Origin of the sequence: Erythrobacter sp. YT30 (genome assembly GCF_001542875.1) — a bacterium.
Classification (GTDB): Bacteria; Pseudomonadota; Alphaproteobacteria; order Sphingomonadales; family Sphingomonadaceae; genus Erythrobacter.
The window spans coordinates 787,544-805,361 of record NZ_LMAF01000002.1 but is presented as its reverse complement, the minus strand read 5'-3'; the positions used below and the strand labels follow the sequence as shown (position 1 = coordinate 805,361).

The following is a 17,818-nucleotide window of genomic DNA, read 5'->3' as shown; positions in this document are numbered from 1 at the left end:
CCTCGCTTTTGCTAGGGGCAAAATGGCCCGCGCTATCAATTTGGCGCGGTGCGCAGACGCCATCTCAATGGCAATTCCACTTGCAAAGAGTGGGAGAGAAACAATGGCAATCATCACCGTAATTGGCGCATCAGGGCGTCAAGGTATGGCGCAGGTTCGTCAGGCCTTGAAAGCAGGCTATGACGTGCGCGCCATCTCGCGCCAGGAAGATCCATTTGGCGGGGCAAAGATCGATGGCGTCGAACGCGTCGAAGTGCGCCCAATGGACCTTTACGATCCCGCTTCCTTCAAACCCGCCTTGGAAGGCACAGATTACGTCTTCTACACTCACCCCCTGCAAGCGCGCGCTGATAGGGCGGTGCTGATCGGTGATCTTGGAAAGGCAGCAGCCGAACTGGGTGTCAAACGCCTTGTCTGGAACACGTCGAGCTGGATTCCGGACAAGCCCGGTGATCCTTTCACTTACGGCGAGAATACCAAGGGCATTAATGCGCTGTGGCGGTCAGGCTGTCCCGGCACCGTGTTTGGCAGCGTGCTTTTCATGGACAATCTGCTCACCAATTGGGCGCGGCCGTTTATCGTGAATGAAGGACGTTATGTATACCCGCACAACCCTGAGCTGCACGCCAACTGGATCAGCCTTGATGATGTCGCGAAGTTCATGCTCACCAGCCTTGAACGGCCCGACATGGAGGGCGCGTGGCTCAATATTGGCGGGCCAGAGCGACTCGTGGGCAAGCAGGTGACACAATACCTTTCCGAAGCGCTCGATAAGGACATCACCTATGATCCATGCACGCCGGAGGAGTTTGGACGCTATCTCGTCGAAGCAGCAGGCGATACCATGCCGCCTGAAATGCGTGAGGATTTCGCCAAGGGCATCCAGGCGTTCTACGAATATAATAACGAAGCGCCCACGCGGCCTTTCGAGGTCGATATGGATCACGTTTACGAACGTTTCCCGGAAGTTGAAGGCAACCTCGAAACCATGGGCGAATGGACCAAGCGGCAGGATTGGGGTGAGAGCAACTTCAGGCCTGCGTTTGGATGACTTCTGGTATCGAGGCGCATCAGTAGATCGAGGTCGGACCGACTGCCTGCGATCCCAGTGCGGACGTTTACGACTAGGCTCCCTTCCTGTAGAACGCAGGTCTGGGGGAGGTTATGGGACTTGCGGCCACCGGTATTGAAACGCGGCTAACACCAAGAGCCGATCGCGTGTTCTTTTCAGGGTTTGCCCTTGCGACCACTGCCACGGCATTCTTCGGTTTCACATTCACCTATTTCTCCCCGATGCTCACGGGAAGCTATCCGGATTTGTCGCCATTCGTGCACATCCATGGCTGGTCGTTTTTCCTCTGGTATCTCCTGTTTCCTATGCAGGCTGTGCTGATCGCCGCCAACCGCTCAAAGCTTCATATGGCTTTTGGTCGCGCGAGCGTTGCGCTTGCTCTGATCATGATCGTCACAGGAGTGTTCGTGCTTGCCGTGCGAATGGATGACGCGTTGAGCGGCGATGCGGACGGGTTTCTAGCCTTCCTGCGATATGTCGGCTCGCTGATCTTCTCCAATATTCTACTGTTTGCGGTATTCTATGCGCTCGCAATTCGCATGGCCATGAAAGGGCAATTTGAAGCGCACAAGAGGTGGATGGTTTTGGCAAGCGCGGCTGGTCTGGGTGCCGCACTTTTCAGAGTGTTCGGGTTTCTTTTCGGATCAGTTGCATGGGCTGATACCGGTTGGGTCTTGGCCACGAACGCATTTATGGTGTCGGCCATGATCTTTGACCGGTTGTTTCACGGCAAAGTGCACCCGGTGTATTGGCAAGGATTGGCGTTCGCGCTCGTGGTTGAGGCAATCCTATGGCCGTTCGCGGGCAATCCTTTTGTAGCGCAACTAAACTCAGCGCTCGCATGGATGGGGGAATACGTCAGGGTCATATACTAGCCGAGCATTTGCGTGGCAGCAGCAGCTTCTCACCTAGTCAAGACTGATCCCATTGCACCAATTGCCGGCACACCTATTCTGCCGCTTCCTTTTGTTCGCCTGCGAAAATCTCTTCCACTTTGGGATCGCTTGCATGGGTCAAGCGGTCGACCCATTGGTGGAAGACTTGCCCACCGCGTTCATTCTTGCCGAACAGCACGTGGTCCATCATGCCGGATTGCAGCGCTTCGTGTTGGCGTTTGCCTGTGGCGTAGTCTTCATCGCGCACCACCACTTCGAGGAAGTCGAACTGCTCGTGGGCCGATTTGACGTCTTCGTCTGTTTCGGGTCGGTTTTCCATGACGTAATACTGCGTCGTGTAGCTCTCTCCCACCGTCTCTCCGGGGAAGAGCTGCGAGATCATCGCGCCGCGCTGTCCGCCGCCATAAAAGCTTGCAATCGAGATATGCGGGAAAATCGTCCAGACGCCTTGGGTAAGAGCATCTTGCGGAAGCTCGTCATCGCTCATCACCGACAGATCGAGCATTTCATCGCTGCCCGTCTTCTGGGCAAACTTTGATGGGCTGGAGAGGCGTTGGTGCGGGCCCCAGAAAAAATAATTGGCGCGGTTGAAAAAGTCTGCGCCGAACGTGTCTTTATGCAGCACGGGCAGGTGATAGAAATCGAGATAGCCGTCATAGGCCGTCTTCCAATTCGGCCCCGGCAGAGTGCGCTGGCTGAAAAGGGTCCATCCATCAAAGCCAAACGCTTCGAGGAGATCATCATAGCCGCACAGATAATCGGCAATCGAAAGCTTGGAATTGAGATCGAGCGTCGCCCAGATCAGGCCAGCGCTTTCATAAACGGGGAAGCGTTTGAGGCATAATGCCGCCTTGTCGACCGCGCCAAAATCCTTTTGGCTCGCGACGCCCACAAGATCGCCGTCATTCTTGAATGTCCAGCCGTGATATCCGCACATAAAGCGCGTCGCATTGCCGGTTGTGCCCGCTTCGACAACAGGATTGCCGCGGTGCGAGCACATGTTGAGAAACGCGCCGACGCTCCCATCGCGCTGCCGTGTTAGCAGTAGCGGCACCCCGCAAATATCCATCGCCTTGTAATCGTCGGGCTCCGGCAACTCGCATGAAGGCGCCACCATCAAGGGCAGGCGGCGGAAGATGTTGCGCTTTTCAAGCTCGAACAGATCGGGATCGGTATAGGTGCTCGCAGGCACTTGCACGACCTCGTCGGCGTATTCCATCGTGTCAGCCGCGCCATGATCAATCAGGCTGCGCGTCATGGTGATGAGTTCTTCGCGTGACATGTGTGATCTTCTCCCGAGTGCGCCTGCAAGAGTGCTGCAAAAGGGCGTAGTGGAGCAATGGGTGTTTTTGGCAGGGGAGGCTGCCCTGAAACCAAAAAGAGCGAGCCAGCCGGCCCGCCCTTTTCTTATTTCACTGGCTGCTTTGCTTAGAAAGCGAAGCTAACCTCTGCGAAGATTTGCCGTCCACGGTTTTGCGTGAGAACTTCATCATCGCCCAGCGGCAGGCCGAAGCCAGCTGCGCCGCCCGGCGAAAGGAAGGGGCGCGGGCCCGATGTGTTCACCCAGATTTCATCAGCAAGGTTGGTCCCGATGATCGAGAACTTCCAATTGCCATCAGGATGGCCAATCGAAATGTTGGCATCAAATGTGACATAGCTGTCTTGAACAAAATCGTTCGCGGTGTCTTCATTGGTGAAATAGCTATCTGAATAGATCGCATTTCCTCCGAGCCCCAGCTCAAGGTTGTCGCTCAGCGGGATGAACCAATCGAACGCAAGGTTGCCCGACCATTTCGGCGCGCGTGCGGATGTGCGGCCATTCAAATCATTGCCGGAGCTGGTGATGAACTCATCGGAGAATTCGGCATCCAGATAGGCAATGTTGCCTGAGATGTTGAGGCCATCAACAGGGGTGAGCCAGTTGAATTCCAGATCCACACCTTGCGAAGTCAGCTCGCCTGCGTTGAGCGTCAGGAACTGAATGGTCACAGCATCAAAGTTCTGAACCTGCAGATCGGAAAACACATAATAGTAAGCCGTTGCATTCAGCGTGAATGTGCGGTCGGCCCATTGCGATTTAATGCCGATCTCGCCGCCTTCTGTCGTCTCTGAATCGAAGATCAGCGAGCTAAAATCGCCGGAAAGCGCTGCAACGCTCAGGCTGTTAGAAGGCAGAGCGGAGTTATCAATGCCGCCCGATTTGAAGCCGGTTTTGTACGAAGCAAACAGATTAATGTCGTCCGTTGCTTGGTACCGCAGTGTGACTTCTGGCGAGAAGTTATCATCGGTGAAGTCAATGGGCCCCGAGAAAAAGCCCGGCGACACAAAGCCTGGCCCTTGCAGGAAGGTATGGAGGTAAGGGACGGAGATAAAGGATGTCTTTGTCTCGTCAGTGTAGCGAATGCCGCCCGATAGTTCGAGATCGTCGGTGAGGTTCACAATCGCGGAACCAAAGAACGACAGCGCTTCCGTTTTTGTCGTCTGGATTTTGTCCCAGTCATAGGTGAAGCCGGTTACAGGATCGGGAGCGATCAGCGAGATGTTGACCCCTTGCTGCGCGGTGTCGAACACGAACGTGCGATCTTCGTAGAATGCGCCGAGCATGAAGTTGAACGGCCCATCGAAATCAGACGTGATCCGCAATTCCTGCGTGTACTGCTCCAATGTGTTGCGCGGATCGGAACAGCCCGTTCCTTGCGCGGAACCCGGCGTGTTCGTTGCGGCCAGCGCAGGTGCGTTGGCGGCGAGGAACGTCGGATCCATGATGGCATTGCCAATCGGCGAGAATGCCGGACCGATGCCGACATAGCCGTAGCAATCGAAATCGACTGCATCGAGATCGACGAAACCGGTCGTCGACGTCAAAGTCAGGCTATCGCTGAGGGCGAAATTGAAGAGCAAGCGCCCAAACCAAAGCTCGGTTTCAGCAAATGGGACGCCATTGCGGCCTGCGGCAGCAGATGGTGTCGGCACACCCGATGCCAGCGCGGGTGCGGCGTCGGGAAGGAAGTATTTTCCATCGAAGGCGTTGCAATCATTGCCTGCGGGAATAGCGACGACGCCTTGTAGCAGGAAGATCGGATCAGCCACGCCATTCGCGCCGCAGAAGATGTCCGAATGCTGGATCGCGCCATCACCCTCGTTCTTCACATATTGCACTTTGAGGTTGGCATCGAAGCGATCATCAGGCTCCCAATCGAGCGTTACGCGGCCAACAAAGTTCGATTGTCCGCGGAAACGACCATTGGCAGCAGGTGTCCCGTCCTGCAGCTCTACAAATTCATCGATGTCGTTCCATTGTGCCGCCACGCGAACACCGACAGTGTCGGATATCGGACCTGAGATATACCCGTTGACGGTATAGCCCTGCTCTTCGAATTCATACTGCGCGCGCGCACCAACTTCCCAATCGGGGGTCGGATCGGCTGATCGGATCGCAAAGACACCTGCCGATGCGGACTTACCAAAGAACAGCGATTGCGGGCCTTTGAGAACGTCAATCTGCTGGGTGTCGAAGAAGCCGGCCTGGACGAGCCGCATGGTGGAGACCTGCACACCGTCGAAATCAAAGGCGACGGCGCTGTCGAATGCGGCAGAGATATTTGAGGAACCGACACCGCGAAGGGATAGCTGGCCGCCCGAACCAGACCCGCCAACCTGGACGTTCAGCGTGGGCACGCGGCTGACGACGTCAGCGACCTGATCAACGCCGTATTTTTCCAGTACTTCGCCGCCGATCGCGGTCACGGTTACCGGGACTTCCTGAAGGCTTTCGTTCTGGCGGCGAGCCTGAACGATGATCACGTTATCATCTTCTTCCGCAGAGACCTGTTCGAATTCGGCATCCTGAGCGAACGCTGCCTGTGGCAAAGCTGCCAGCACCGATACGGCAGCCCCTCCCAGAAGAATCCGGCGAGCCGAACGTCCCATACCGCCAGAGGCATTGCGGGCGTGAAGTGTGATCATGATTCTCTCTCCCTTGCGAGCTGGCTTATGTCGCCAGTCCATTCCCCAGCCTGCGGCGTAATCTGGACGCTCGTTAGGCTCATTAAAGGTTGTATGGGGGAGCCTCTCGCCGCTCATCTAGCAAAAGCGCTAGGCAGAGTTGCAAAATGCGTCATTTTGGTCACAGACAGTGGCAGAAAGTCTGATTCCGTAGCGTCATCTTACGTAAACGGAAGGTGCATTCTGATGCTATTCGGCTGCTTCTCGCGCCCCGGTCAGCTGATCGCGCACCTCTTCGCGGCGCGGATCGTTAGGCCATACCCAGTCTTCACCAATCACCTGCTCGACGCGCAAATCTTGGGGCACATTGTCGATACCAATCATTTTGTCGCAGCTTTGGTGGAAGGAATAGATCCGCGCTTCCTGATAGGACAACGGCACGGATCGAAACGCAGAGCTTTGCATGGATTGCTGGATCGCTTCGCCAAATTGCGTGTCTTCAAGGATAATGGGGCTCATATCGCGCCCTTTTGGTTTGGTTGCGTCAGGAACGGTCCACAGATCAGGCGCCGGTCCATCTCCCCAGTCGAGCGCCATCGTAACAAGTTCAAGCCGGGTCGTTGTCAGCGATGTAGGCCAGAAGACAAGTGGTGGGACGAAATAGTTCGACAGGGGCGAGACCCAATTGGGAAACAGAGTGTAGCTCTGCGTGCAGGTGCGCCCCAACTCGCCGACGGTTTCAATCTCCTGCCATTCGGGCGGACTATCGACCGCGCGGACATGCTCTCGGTCCGTATCATTTGGCGCGGGCGCGAGCATCCTCGCGTGCCCGTTCGGGTACATCGTGTTGTAATTGCGCTTGGCATCTACCAGCGGCGCAACGGTTTCGGGATGGATGAAGGGCACATGGTATACCTCCATGTTCGCCTCCATCGCGACTTTCCAATTGCAGTTGAGATCGAAGGAATAGCGCGCTGCGAGGCGCACTTTGTCGAATGCAAATTCGTCCCATTCATCGAGCAGCGGACCAAGCCATCGATCAAGCGGCATTGCGTCATCATCGAAATTCACAAAAATGATATTGCCCAGCATCTCGCAGCGTACCGGGATGAGCCCGCGGCAGCTCATATCGAAATCCTCGGCGAAATCCTGGCGCTCTGGCACCCCGACAAGCGAGCCGTCCGTTTTGTAAGTCCAGTTGTGATAGCCGCACATCAGGCGCGGTGATTTGCCCTTGTCTTGCGTGACAACCGGCGCGCCGCGGTGGCGGCAGGTGTTGTAAAACGCGCGCACCGCGCCATCCATTCCGTGCACCAGAATGATCGGATCGCCCGCATTGTGCCAGCGCATGTAGCAGCCGGGTTCGGGTATCTCGTCAATATGGCCTGCAAACAGCCAGCTCTTGCGAAAGATGTGCTCCTGTTCGAGCGCGTAGTACTTGTCGCTGGTATAGCGCGCAGCGGGCATATCGGGGAGCTTCGGAAATGCCTTGGGCGGGCCGGTGCGTTGGCCTTCCCATTCCATCAGAGCCTTGAGGCGTGCGACTTCGGCAGCATCGATCATCAGTGTTCTCCCATGATGACAATACTGAGCGCGCGTCCTCACGCACCTCACACTTTTCCCATCGCTTTAGTGAGTGGCGCGTCCTTTCGCTTTGCCTAGTTTGGTGTCCAAACAAGCTTTTGGGAGAGAGCACTTGGCAGGAAGGGTTGAGGGACGCGTGGCCTTAGTAACGGGCGGCGCGATGGGTCTTGGTAAAGCGGATTGCGAGCGATTGGCCGCGGAAGGCGCGAAAGTCATCGTGACAGACCGTGAGGCTGAATTGGCACACAAAGTGGCCGACAGTATTGGCGGCGATGCGATGGCGCTTGACGTCACCAGTGAGCAGCAATGGATCGATGTCATGCAAGCCGTGAAGGAGCGGCATGGCGGGCTTGATATCCTCGTCAACAATGCGGGCAATGTCATTTTCGAGAACATCGAGGATTGCTCGCTCGATCATTTCAAATTGCACCTCGATATCCATGTGAACGGCACGTTCCTGGGTTGCAAATACGCGCTGCCGCTCATGAAGCATCGGCACAAAAAGAATGGCGGGGGCGGCTCGTCAATCATCAACATGGCCTCGACCGCAGCGCTGATGGGCTATCCGATGATCCCTGCCTATACCGCTGCCAAAGGTGCGATTTCATCGATGACCCGCTCGATTGCCATGCACTGCCAGGATGAAGGATACGGCATTCGCTGCAACGCGCTTGCCCCCGGAGGCATTGAGACACCAATGGTAATGGAAGTGTCAGGACGCGCGGGCGAGGCGCCGATGGAAATTCCATCTGGCCCGCTGCCTGCAGATGCGCTTGGTCACCCCAACGATATCGCCGGATGCGTGCTGTTTCTCGCGAGCGATGATGCGCGGTTCTTGAACGGCCTGACAATCCCGGTGGACAATGGCCTCGACGCCCGACCCCATCACTAAAGATCCTGCGCAAGGTCAAAAGGCTGAGGGCTCGTACCGCTGGTATGTGCTTGCGCTGCTGACAGTCGTCAGCCTGTTCAGCATCGCAGACCGGCTCGTATTCTCGATCCTGATCGAGGATATCAAGGCCGATTTCGACCTCACCGATTTGCAACTCGGCCTGCTCGGCGGTTTGGCCTTTACCGCGACATATGTCGTGGCAGGCTTTCCCGCTGCGCGATTGGCCGATCGATCAGTGCGCAAGAATATCGTAGCGGCGGCGATTTCATTCTGGAGCTTGATGACCGCACTTTGCGGCATGGCGACGGGGTTCTGGACGCTGTTTTTGGCTCGAACCGGCGTGGGCGTGGGTGAGGGATGTTCCGGACCTGCTTCGCAGAGCCTTGTCGCTGATTATTTCCGGCGCGAAGAGCTTGCCAAAGCGATGGGTTTCCTCACTCTCGGCGCGACGCTGGGCACGGCCACCGGATTGATCGCTGGCGGAATGCTGGCCGAAGCGTTCGGCTGGCGTTGGGCTTTTATCCTGATGGGATTGCCCGGACTGCTCATCGGCGCGATCATGTATTTCACTGTGCGAGAGCCGCAGCGCGGACGATATGCGGCTGCGAACGCGACAGTCACCCAAGAGGGACTATCGAAAACGATCCGCACAATTCTCTCCAACCGGGTGTTCGTCGGCCTTGCCGCTGGATGGGCGCTGCAGATCGTCATCGGATATGCACTTGCCGTCTGGATGGCTCCGGTGATGATCCGCAGCTTCGAATTTTCTACCGGAGATATCGGGCTATATCTCGGCCTCACATTTGCAATGGGAGGGATACCGGGACCGATCCTTGGCGGATATATCACCGAATGGCTGACGCGGCGGGACGAACGCTGGCGCGCCTGGTTTCCGGGCTTGGTCAGCCTGCTGTGTCTGGTCCCGTTGGCCTTCGCGCTGACTTCGGATGATTTCTGGGTTTTCCTCGCGTGGTTCGCCTTTGCCTATTCGATCTATGTCGCGAGCCAGGCACCCATTCTGTCGGGCATTCAGGCCGCGGTCGAACCGGCCAATCGCGGATTTGCGGTGGCAACGGCGCTGTTCTTTAACAACCTTATCGGTCAGGCCATCGGCCTCGCATTGATTGGCGGGATCAGCGATGGGTTGGTGGACACTTACGGCACCTCCAGTCTCGCTGTCTCGATGTTCTTGGTCAGCGCTGTTGCAGGCGTATTGGCCATGATCGCATTTGCCTGGACCGCACGGCAGATGAAATCGTCAGGCTATCTGGAGCGGATGCAGTCAGCCTAAAAGCTCGGTCTAAAATCCGGGATGGATCGACAAGGCACCGCCATCCACCAGCATTTCCGCCCCCGTCATAAACGGGCATTCATCGCTGGCGAGAAAGGCAATCGCTGCCGCTGTTTCCGCCGGATCACCCAGCCGATTGAGCGGCGATGTCGCCGCCACGGCAGCTTTCAGGCCCGGCATGTGCTCTTCTGCAGCGTTCAGGATACCTGTCTCGGTCGCGCCCGGGATCACGGTGTTGCAGCGAATGTTGTAGCCATTTTGCGCGCAATGCGTGGCGATGCTTTTGGAAAGCACTCGTACCGCGCCTTTGCTTGAACAATAGGCGACATCTCCGGGAAGCGCGGCCATGGCGGAGGTCGACGCGATATTGATGATGGCTCCTGATGATCCGCCGGGATTGTTCTTCATCGCAGCAATTGCCGCGCGGCAACCCGCCATCGTGCCCTTGATATTGACGTCGTAGGTTCGGTCCCAAATCTCGTCGGTCACATCCTCTATCGAATGCTGCGAAACGATCCCGGCATTGTTGACGAGGATATCGAGCCTGCCCCCTTCGCCCGTCGCGGCAGCCACCACATCGGCCCAAAAAGCCGTATCGCCGACATCCTGCACCATGAAGCGCGCACCTGCCGCATCACAAACCGCGGCGCCATCGGCATTTACATCGGTTCCCAGCACCTTCGCCCCATTTGCGGCAAGGCGCTTTACCGTTGCCGCGCCAATTCCGCTTGCGCAGCCCGTAACGATGGCGACCTTGCCTGAAAGGTCAGGCATTATTCTGCCTGTTTCCAAACCGCAGCGCTGGGCCGTGCATTATGCGTCTCAATAAACCGTGCAAGATTGTCCGTTCCCTCGGGCAGCTTCCACCCGACTGTGAACCCGAAATTGGCAAAGCAGAACACGATGAGATCGGCAAAGGTGAAGCGGCCAAGCGCAAAGTGATTGCTGTCCCCAAGCACTTTATCAAACATCCGCCATTTCTCATCCGACATGGTCGAAAGCTCTGCACCCGCCGCCTCGCTGACAACGGTCATGCGTGGTTCGAACATTGGCCGACCGCCGGTCGCGCGAAAGCCCATCGTCATCGGTACAACGACCTCCTGATCAAACAAACGCGCCCATTTGCGCACTTCCGCGCGCTCTTTTGCGGTTTCGCCAAACATGTTGGGGCTGGGATGCTCCTCTTCGATAAATTCGCAAATCGGCCAGCTTTCGGTGAGGCAAGTGCCGTCATCCAGTTCAAGCGTCGGGATCGTGCCGAGCGGATTTTTCGCCATATAGTCAGCGCTCTGACGGTTCTCGCCCGTGATGATGTCGTAGTGGACGCGGTGAAAGTCTTTGCCTTCCTCCAGACCCTTTTCGATCATGAACATGCGCACCAATCGCGGATTGGGACCCAAACTTGAATGGAGTGTCGTCATCATCTCTCTCCTGGCTTCCTGGCCTTTAATACTGCTTTGCCTTTGACCCTATGCGTTTGGCACTTGCCCGTCGCCCTCACAAATGCGCTAGGGGACGGGAAAAGCCCTGCCTGAAAGAGATGAGCGATGGATTTCCAACTGACTGATGACCAGCGCGAGCTGAAAGAAACCGCACGCAAATTTGCGCGAAGCGAACTGACCGAGCTTGCCCGCGATATGGAAGTGAAGGACTATCCGGTCCCGCACGACATGCTGAAAACCTATGGCGAGATGGGCTTTCTGGGCGTGAACTTGCCGACAGAATATGGCGGGCTGGGCCTTGGCCATCTCGAAGCCTTGCTGGTGCTGGAAGAGTTTGCGCAAGTCTCTAACGCGGTTGCGTTTCCTGTGTTCGAAGCGCTCACCGGCCCAGTGCGGACGATCGACCGCTTTGGCTCCCCCGAAATGAAAGCGCGCGTGCTTCCCGAAGTGATCAAAGGCGAGAAGATCGTCGCTGTCTCCATGTCGGAGCCAGACGCGGGAACGGCTTTGACCGATCTCACCACGAAGGCCGAACCTGACGGCAACGGTTTTGTGGTCAACGGCTATAAGCGCTGGACAAGTGGGGGCGGCCATTCCGATTATTACGTCACTTATGCGCGGTTCTCCGATGATCCCGGCGCAAAGGGCATTGGCGCGATCCTGCTCGAACGGGATATGGAAGGGATGCAATTTGGCAAACGCGAAGAGCTGATGGGTTTTCGCGGCATCCCCACCGCCGATTTCGCGATTGATAATGTCAAAGTGCCTGGCGAAAATGTGATCATCGGCGCGGGCGGTTTCGGCAAGTTGATGAGCGCTTTTGGCCTTGAGCGCTGCGGGAATGCGACGCAGTCCCTTGGTGTTGCGGCGGGCGCGCTGGAACAGGCGCTTGAATACACGCAGGAGCGCAAGGCTTTCGGTAAACCCATCGTCGATTTTCAGGCGGTGCAACTAAAGCTCGCCGATATGGCAATGAAAGTGGACGCAGCCCGCCTTTTGATCCATCGCGCGGCGATCAATGCTTCGGCGCAGGAAGATGGCCTCCCCACCGTCTATGAAAGCAGCCTTGCCAAATGCTTTGCCAATGAGATTGTCCGCGATGTTGCAGCGCTCGGCATGCAGGTTATGGGCGGCTATGGCTATCACACCGAATACGGCATGGAACAGCGCCTGCGCGATGCATACGCCTGGGGGATCGCGGGCGGCGCGATTGATGTTCAGAAAACCAATATTGCGAGCGCCATGATCGGACGGCGGTTTAACCAGCGAGCGTCTTGATCTGCGCTGCTGACTTACCCAAGTTAGCACATATGGAAACAACTATCCCTTCGCAGTCTCCTGAGCCACTTTCGGCTGGATTGGGCTCTGACAAGCCTGCTTCGCCTTCTGTGATCGGGGAGGTGAATGATGAGACCGAGCTGACCAAGCTCGATCCCAATTATGTTCCCGCTCTGCGGCTGACTGCGATGGTGTCTTCGGTGCCGCTGTTGTTCGGTGCGCTTATGGCTGAGGCGGTTTTTGTGCCGGAGCTTGGAATACCTTCAGGCATTGTCGGCCTTGTGGTTCTGATCGCCTGCGCCTTTTGGATCATCCGCATCCCTACACGCCGTTATGCAGCGCGCGGGTATCAGATCAGCGTAGACAGGCTGCGCGTCGTGCGCGGGATCCTGTGGCATTCGGATACAATTGTCCCGTTTGGCAGGGTTCAGCATATCGATGTCGATCAGGGCCCGATTGAGCGGTTCTTCAACATCGCGACGCTAACGGTGCACACGGCTGGCAGTCATAACGCTTCGGTGCAATTGCCCGGCCTCAATCACGAACTTGCTAAGGACATGCGCGAAGAAATCCGCGCTCATATCAAACGGGAAAGCCTGTGAGCGCTTCTGTTTCGGTCCCGGTGAGGGCCAAGCCTGCCGCGCAGGAAAACGTGCCCGAACCGCAACGCACAGCACCTCTCGGCGTGGTGGTCGGCGGGCTATCAGCGGTGCGCAATGCTATCTTTCCCGCTCTTGCAGCGGCTTTTGGAACCCGCACAGATTATGGGTTTATGATCGGCGCAGTTATTGGCGCGATCATTATCGTTCTTGGCGGCGTGATGAGCTATCTGCGCTGGCGCAAGCTCACCTACACAATCGGTGAAGCAGACATCCGCGTTGAAAGCGGCATATTGAGCCGGGCTGCGCGTTCCGTCCCGTATGAGCGGATACAGGATGTGAGCCTTGAACAACCGTTCTTCCCGCGACTGTTCGGCCTTGCCGCAGTGAAATTTGAAACCGGCGCTGGCGGGGCAGATGATCTGGCGCTCGCTTACCTGAAGCTAGAGGATGGCGAGGCTCTGCGCGAGCTTGTGCGCGAACGCCGCGATGCGCCTGTGAGCGCAGATGCAGAGGATGCCGGTGCATCTGCACCATCTGTCAAAACCGAAGAAGAGGCCGAAACTCTCTTCGCAATGGGGCCAGGCAGACTATTCACGTTCGGTCTGTTCGAATTCTCGCTCGCCGCCTTCGCGGTGGTTTTGGGCCTGTTTCAGTACGCTGATAACTTCCTCGGTGTCGATATCTGGGAAGTCGAATACTGGCGCGCTTTGGCAGAGGAGCAGGGCGGCTGGATCATGAACCTTGGCGCGAATGCGCAGGCTATCGCCGCCGTATTGGGCATCATTACGGTCATTTTTGTCGGTTCATTGACGGGCCTCTTCCGCACGTTCAGCCGCGAATGGGGATACCTTTTGGAGCGCAATTCACGCGGGTTTCGGCGGCGGCGCGGCCTTTTTTCGAAAACCGATGTGGTGATGCCTGTCCACCGCGTTCAGGGTGTGACAATCGGCACGCGCTGGTTTCGCTTTCGGTTTGGCTGGCACAATCTCAAATTCATCAGTCTGGCCCAAGATGCAGGCGCAGCGAGCCATGTGGTCGCCCCGTTTGCAAAGCTCCACGAGATCGAACCCATTGCTGAGGTCGCCGGCTTTCATATGCCCGCCGAAAACGCCGAATGGCACAGAGCGACCCGCGCTTTTCGCACCGACAGCATGATCTGGGATGCCGGCTTTTTCGTGATCGCGGCTGTGGTGGCCGGAATTGCCACGAGCCTGAACGCGCCGGAATGGACGGCGCTTGCCGTGGCCATACCATTGGCGCTCGCCGTCCTATCAGCAGCGCTGACGGCGCTCGCATGGCGGTTCAAGCGGCACACTCTCGATGAAAGTCAGGTAATGGTGATGAGCGGAGTTCTCGCTCCCAAAAGCCAGTTCGCCAAACGGGTAAAGCTCCATTCGGCCGAAGTGTCGCAAGGCCCCGTCGCGCGGCTACGCGGCTATGCGACTCTGTATTTGGGATTGGCAGGTGGCGAGCTTTCCATCCCCGGAATTCCCGTTGAGCGCGCAAGAGAAGTGCGGAGGAAGGTTCTCGAGACTATTTCCGAGACCGATTTTTCGGAGCTTGAAGCTGTTCGCTAGGCCCGAGCCACCCGCTCCCTCCGCCCTTCCACCCGGATTTTCACACCGGAGTATGATCCGGGTGGAAGGGCGGAGGGAGCGGGCGGCTCGGCATACTTTCAAGCCCGAAGATCTGCCCAATCCGGGTTTTCGTCAAACTTCTTCGCGACATACCAGCATTGCGGAACGATCAGGAAATTCTGTCTTCGAGCATCGGCGATCAGTCGTTCAACCAATTGAGCTGCCACGCCGCGCCCGCCAATGGCATCGGGCACGATCGTGTGGGTTGCGACGCGAATATCGCTGGTGACGCCATCTTGCGGCACACCGTCAACCGGCTCCCATTCCAGCGTCCCTTGCGCATCGTCGCCTTCGACGTGCGCGACATACTTGCCGCCTTGCCCTTGAGCGTGATGCGTGATGGTGACGGCGGTTTCCGGCTTGATCATGAAAGTTCCCTTCTTGCCTTCAATGCGAGCGGGTCTATGGGCGTTCCATAATGAGTGATGCAAAACCCTTCCTCTCCGACAACGCTGCCCCTGTCCATCCTGCCGTGTGGGGGGCCATGCGGAACGCTGATAGCGCCGACAATCCCTATGATGGTGATGCGCTGTCGGCAGAGCTTGATGCGCGGTTTACCGATCTGTTCGGGCGTGAATGCGCGGGGCTTTGGGTGGCAACGGGCACAGCGGCGAATTGCCTGGCACTGGGCACTATGGTGCAACCCCATGGCGCGGTGGTCTGCCATGAAGAGGCGCATATCGAAGTCGACGAAGGCGGTGCGCCCGGCTTTTATCTCCACGGCGCAAAGCTGATGCTGGCAAGTGGTGAAGGCGCTTTGCTCACGCCAGACGGCATTGCAGCTCTCATCGATCCCATCCGCGACGACGTGCATCAGGTGCAGCCGCACGCGATCTCGATTACGCAGGCGAGCGAATATGGCCGGACTTACACGCCCGATGAGCTTGCAGCGCTTGGGACGTTTGCAAAAGAGCGCAGGCTCGGCCTGCACATGGACGGCGCTCGCTTTGCCAATTCAGCAGCGTTTCTTGGAGGCGAGGCTGCGGCGGCTGCTCAGAAAGCGAGCGGCCCGGTCGATAGCCTCGCATTTGGTTTCATCAAGAATGGCGGGATGAGCGCAGAGGCCGTGATCCTGTTCGATAAAGAGCAGGCCGCCCAAGTTCGCTATCGCCGCAAGCGTGCCGGACACCTGCAATGCAAGGGCCGCTATCTTGCCGCGCAAATTCTGGCGATGCTCGACGGCGATTTGTGGCTTCACAATGCGCGCCACGCCAATGCGGCAGCGGCCGAGATTGCCGATGCATGTGGCGACCGCCTGATGCACCCGGCCCAAGCCAATGAGCTGTTCGTGCACTTGAGCGAAGTTGAACGCGAAGCGCTGCGTGCGCAAGATTTTGCCTTCTACGATTGGGGCGCAGACGCGGCGCGCTTTGTCACCGCCTGGGACACCCGCGATGAGGATGCGACCGCATTGGCCAAGGCAATAGCCAATCTATGAGCGCCACTTCAGCAGCGCTCCTTACCCCGCGCGTTATCATCCCATTTCTGCTGACGGGCACCATCTGGGGCTCCACCTGGCTGGTGATCACCGGCCAGATTGATGGCGTGCCCGCCGCATGGTCGGTGTTCTATCGATTTGCGCTCGCGACACCTGCGCTGTTTCTGGTCGCATTCTTGATGAAGCGCCGACTGAAGCTCACCCGGCCTGAGCACATGCTCGCAGCCCTTGTCGGCATCTTTCAATTCAGCGGCAATTTTCTCTTCGTCTATCACGCAGAACTCTACGTGACGTCCGGCATTGTTGCGATGATGTTCGGCTTGCTGATGGTGCCCAATGCCCTGTTTGCGAGGATTTTTTTGGGCGAGAGAATGCAGGGCGGATTTGCTGCCGGTAGCGCGGTTGCGATTGTCGGGGTCTCGCTTCTCCTCGCGCATGAATGGCTGAGCAATCCTGAGGCAGGCGTTGTCGGTGGCAATCCGGGGCTTGGTATTGCGCTTGCCATGCTCGGCATCGTGGCGGCCTCCGTCGCGAACGTGATCCAGGCCAATCCGACAGGGCGGGGTGTGCCGATGGTAAGCCTGCTCGCCTGGGCGATGCTTTATGGGACGGTGTTTGACCTTGGCTTTGCCCTTCTCACCGCGGGGCCTCCGCCTATGCCCACTTCGCATGCCTACTGGGGCGGGATCGTCTATCTCGCGCTGATCGGTTCAGTTGTTACGTTCCCGCTGCACTATAATCTCGTGCGAGAGATTGGTGCTGGTCGCACGGCATATAATTCGATCCTAACGATCTCGGTCGCCATGGCGCTTTCGACACTGTTTGAGGGGTATCAATGGACTTGGCTGACCGCGGGCGGAATGGTGCTCGCGGTTGTAGGAATGATCCTAGCGCTCAGAGCCAAACAGGCTCGTTAACCCTTCAACGTATGTCGGGTATTGCGGCTGCCATCCAAGCACGCGTTTGGCCTTGCCGTTCGCGACGCGGCGGTTTTCCATGTAAAACCCGCGCGCCATTTCAGAGAGATTGGCCTCCTCAAGCGCCTCCATTGGCGGCGGCTCAAGCCCGAGCAATTGGCAGGCGTATTCGGTCACCGCATTGCCGCTCGCCGGTAGATCATCGCCGAGATTGTATGCGCCAGCAGGCGCATCCTGTGTGAGCGCGGTCACCACGCCGCTGACAATATCATCGACATGCACTCGGCTAAACACTTGTCCGGGTAGATCAATACGCCGCGCTTTTCCCTCGCGCACCCGGTCAAGCGCGCTGCGACCGGGGCCATAAATGCCGGGAAGGCGAAAAACGCGCGCGTCCATCTCCGTCCATGCCGCGTCTGCCTCGGCGCGCGCATTGCGGCGCCCCTCGCTGGTTTGCGCGATAGTGGGTGTTGCCTCATCAACCCAAGAGCCCTCTTGATCACCATAGACCCCGGTCGAGGAGAGGTAGAAAAGCGCCCGGCCTTTCAATTCATCGCCGTAGGCATCCAGAACGGAATCGCTGCCAGTTTCCCGATTGGGCGGGACGGATGACAGAATGTGCGTCGCCTGATCCAGCGCGCAAAGCACGGCGTCTCGATCCTCGAAATCAAGATTGCCTGCACTGCCTGTCGCATCGACGCTCCAGGCCCCTTGGCTGGATGGCTGCTCCACCGCCGCCTTGATCCGTTTCGCCGTGTAGCCGAGCCCGAATATCAACAAATGTGCCATGCGGCATGCTGTGGCGCTGGACGTGCGCGCAAATC

General features: G+C 57.7%; 16 protein-coding genes. 9 read left to right on the top strand and 7 right to left on the bottom strand.

Annotation, left to right across the window (positions count from 1 at the left end; translation table 11 throughout):
• Nucleotides 1–103: 103 nt before the first annotated feature.
• Complete coding sequence (locus AUC45_RS08445; protein WP_067601031.1) at nt 104–1,051, top strand: SDR family oxidoreductase; 948 nt, start codon at nt 104–106, stop codon at nt 1,049–1,051.
• Nucleotides 1,052–1,164: 113 nt separating this feature from the next.
• Nucleotides 1,165–1,947: a hypothetical protein gene (locus AUC45_RS08440; protein ID WP_067601028.1), complete on the top strand. Its 783-nt coding sequence runs from the start codon at nt 1,165–1,167 to the stop codon at nt 1,945–1,947.
• A gap of 73 nt (nt 1,948–2,020) precedes the next feature.
• On the opposite strand, the gene AUC45_RS08435 is transcribed toward AUC45_RS08440, so the two are convergent.
• The 3 genes from AUC45_RS08435 to AUC45_RS08425 all read right to left on the bottom strand — a co-directional run bounded on the left by AUC45_RS08435 (nt 2,021) and on the right by AUC45_RS08425 (nt 7,476).
• Nucleotides 2,021–3,250, bottom strand: coding sequence for an aromatic ring-hydroxylating dioxygenase subunit alpha (locus AUC45_RS08435; RefSeq protein WP_067601025.1), 1,230 nt, complete (start codon nt 3,248–3,250; stop codon nt 2,021–2,023).
• Between the two features lie 146 nt (nt 3,251–3,396).
• Nucleotides 3,397–5,934, bottom strand: a complete 2,538-nt coding sequence (locus AUC45_RS08430) for a TonB-dependent receptor (RefSeq protein WP_067601022.1) — start codon at nt 5,932–5,934, stop codon at nt 3,397–3,399.
• A gap of 228 nt (nt 5,935–6,162) precedes the next feature.
• Nucleotides 6,163–7,476 (bottom strand): SRPBCC family protein, encoded by a 1,314-nt coding sequence (locus AUC45_RS08425; protein ID WP_067601020.1) that lies wholly within the window; start codon nt 7,474–7,476, stop codon nt 6,163–6,165.
• Nucleotides 7,477–7,633: 157 nt separating this feature from the next.
• Between AUC45_RS08425 and AUC45_RS08420 the strand changes: the two genes are divergently transcribed.
• Nucleotides 7,634–8,389, top strand: a complete 756-nt coding sequence (locus tag AUC45_RS08420) for an SDR family oxidoreductase (protein WP_255356293.1) — start codon at nt 7,634–7,636, stop codon at nt 8,387–8,389.
• Nucleotides 8,361–9,680, top strand: a complete 1,320-nt coding sequence (locus tag AUC45_RS08415) for an MFS transporter (protein ID WP_067601018.1) — start codon at nt 8,361–8,363, stop codon at nt 9,678–9,680. The genes AUC45_RS08420 and AUC45_RS08415 overlap by 29 nt, the downstream gene beginning before the upstream one ends.
• Nucleotides 9,681–9,689: 9 nt before the next feature.
• Here the strand turns inward: AUC45_RS08415 and AUC45_RS08410 are convergent, their stop codons facing one another.
• On the bottom strand, nt 9,690–10,454 hold the full coding sequence (locus tag AUC45_RS08410) for an SDR family NAD(P)-dependent oxidoreductase (protein WP_067601016.1): 765 nt from the start codon (nt 10,452–10,454) through the stop codon (nt 9,690–9,692).
• Nucleotides 10,454–11,101, bottom strand: coding sequence for a glutathione S-transferase family protein (locus AUC45_RS08405; protein ID WP_233998613.1), 648 nt, complete (start codon nt 11,099–11,101; stop codon nt 10,454–10,456). Before AUC45_RS08405 ends, AUC45_RS08410 begins: the two co-directional genes overlap by 1 nt.
• A gap of 126 nt (nt 11,102–11,227) precedes the next feature.
• Here AUC45_RS08405 and AUC45_RS08400 point away from each other — a divergent pair, with 126 nt between their 5' ends.
• Genes AUC45_RS08400 through AUC45_RS08390 form a run of 3 tightly spaced genes read left to right on the top strand, consistent with a single transcriptional unit; the run spans nt 11,228 to nt 14,579 of the window.
• Nucleotides 11,228–12,400: an acyl-CoA dehydrogenase family protein gene (locus AUC45_RS08400; RefSeq protein ID WP_067601010.1), complete on the top strand. Its 1,173-nt coding sequence runs from the start codon at nt 11,228–11,230 to the stop codon at nt 12,398–12,400.
• 32 nt (nt 12,401–12,432) lie between these two features.
• Nucleotides 12,433–13,002, top strand: coding sequence for a PH domain-containing protein (locus AUC45_RS08395; protein WP_082701043.1), 570 nt, complete (start codon nt 12,433–12,435; stop codon nt 13,000–13,002).
• A complete protein-coding gene (locus AUC45_RS08390; RefSeq protein WP_082701042.1) occupies nt 12,999–14,579 on the top strand; it encodes a PH domain-containing protein in 1,581 nt (526 codons plus the stop codon). Before AUC45_RS08395 ends, AUC45_RS08390 begins: the two co-directional genes overlap by 4 nt.
• A gap of 98 nt (nt 14,580–14,677) precedes the next feature.
• Here AUC45_RS08390 and AUC45_RS08385 read toward each other — a convergent pair whose 3' ends face one another.
• Nucleotides 14,678–15,007 (bottom strand): GNAT family N-acetyltransferase, encoded by a 330-nt coding sequence (locus AUC45_RS08385; RefSeq protein ID WP_067601007.1) that lies wholly within the window; start codon nt 15,005–15,007, stop codon nt 14,678–14,680.
• A 50-nt stretch (nt 15,008–15,057) separates the two neighbouring features.
• On the opposite strand from AUC45_RS08385, the gene AUC45_RS08380 reads away from it, so the two are divergent.
• Nucleotides 15,058–16,077 (top strand): low specificity L-threonine aldolase, encoded by a 1,020-nt coding sequence (locus AUC45_RS08380; protein ID WP_067601004.1) that lies wholly within the window; start codon nt 15,058–15,060, stop codon nt 16,075–16,077.
• Nucleotides 16,074–16,994, top strand: a complete 921-nt coding sequence (locus AUC45_RS08375) for a DMT family transporter (protein ID WP_067601001.1) — start codon at nt 16,074–16,076, stop codon at nt 16,992–16,994. The genes AUC45_RS08380 and AUC45_RS08375 overlap by 4 nt, the downstream gene beginning before the upstream one ends.
• Here the strand turns inward: AUC45_RS08375 and AUC45_RS08370 are convergent.
• Entirely contained in the window at nt 16,965–17,783 is an 819-nt protein-coding gene (locus AUC45_RS08370; protein ID WP_067600998.1) for an NAD-dependent epimerase/dehydratase family protein, read from the bottom strand. The genes AUC45_RS08375 and AUC45_RS08370 overlap by 30 nt on opposite strands.
• Nucleotides 17,784–17,818: the final 35 nt, after the last annotated feature.

Excerpts from the sequence above, each read along its gene's own strand:
- AUC45_RS08445 (WP_067601031.1), top strand. The coding sequence starts at position 104 with ATGGCAATCATCACCGTAATTGGCGCATCAGGGCGTCAAGGTATGGCG.
- AUC45_RS08440 (WP_067601028.1), top strand. The coding sequence starts at position 1,165 with ATGGGACTTGCGGCCACCGGTATTGAAACGCGGCTAACACCAAGAGCC.
- AUC45_RS08435 (WP_067601025.1), bottom strand. The coding sequence starts at position 3,250 with ATGTCACGCGAAGAACTCATCACCATGACGCGCAGCCTGATTGATCAT.
- AUC45_RS08430 (WP_067601022.1), bottom strand. The coding sequence starts at position 5,934 with ATGATCACACTTCACGCCCGCAATGCCTCTGGCGGTATGGGACGTTCG.
- AUC45_RS08425 (WP_067601020.1), bottom strand. The coding sequence starts at position 7,476 with ATGATCGATGCTGCCGAAGTCGCACGCCTCAAGGCTCTGATGGAATGG.
- AUC45_RS08415 (WP_067601018.1), top strand. The coding sequence starts at position 8,361 with ATGGCCTCGACGCCCGACCCCATCACTAAAGATCCTGCGCAAGGTCAA.
- AUC45_RS08410 (WP_067601016.1), bottom strand. The coding sequence starts at position 10,454 with ATGCCTGACCTTTCAGGCAAGGTCGCCATCGTTACGGGCTGCGCAAGC.
- AUC45_RS08405 (WP_233998613.1), bottom strand. The coding sequence starts at position 11,101 with ATGACGACACTCCATTCAAGTTTGGGTCCCAATCCGCGATTGGTGCGC.
- AUC45_RS08400 (WP_067601010.1), top strand. The coding sequence starts at position 11,228 with ATGGATTTCCAACTGACTGATGACCAGCGCGAGCTGAAAGAAACCGCA.
- AUC45_RS08395 (WP_082701043.1), top strand. The coding sequence starts at position 12,433 with ATGGAAACAACTATCCCTTCGCAGTCTCCTGAGCCACTTTCGGCTGGA.
- AUC45_RS08385 (WP_067601007.1), bottom strand. The coding sequence starts at position 15,007 with ATGATCAAGCCGGAAACCGCCGTCACCATCACGCATCACGCTCAAGGG.
- AUC45_RS08380 (WP_067601004.1), top strand. The coding sequence starts at position 15,058 with ATGAGTGATGCAAAACCCTTCCTCTCCGACAACGCTGCCCCTGTCCAT.
- AUC45_RS08375 (WP_067601001.1), top strand. The coding sequence starts at position 16,074 with ATGAGCGCCACTTCAGCAGCGCTCCTTACCCCGCGCGTTATCATCCCA.
- AUC45_RS08370 (WP_067600998.1), bottom strand. The coding sequence starts at position 17,783 with ATGGCACATTTGTTGATATTCGGGCTCGGCTACACGGCGAAACGGATC.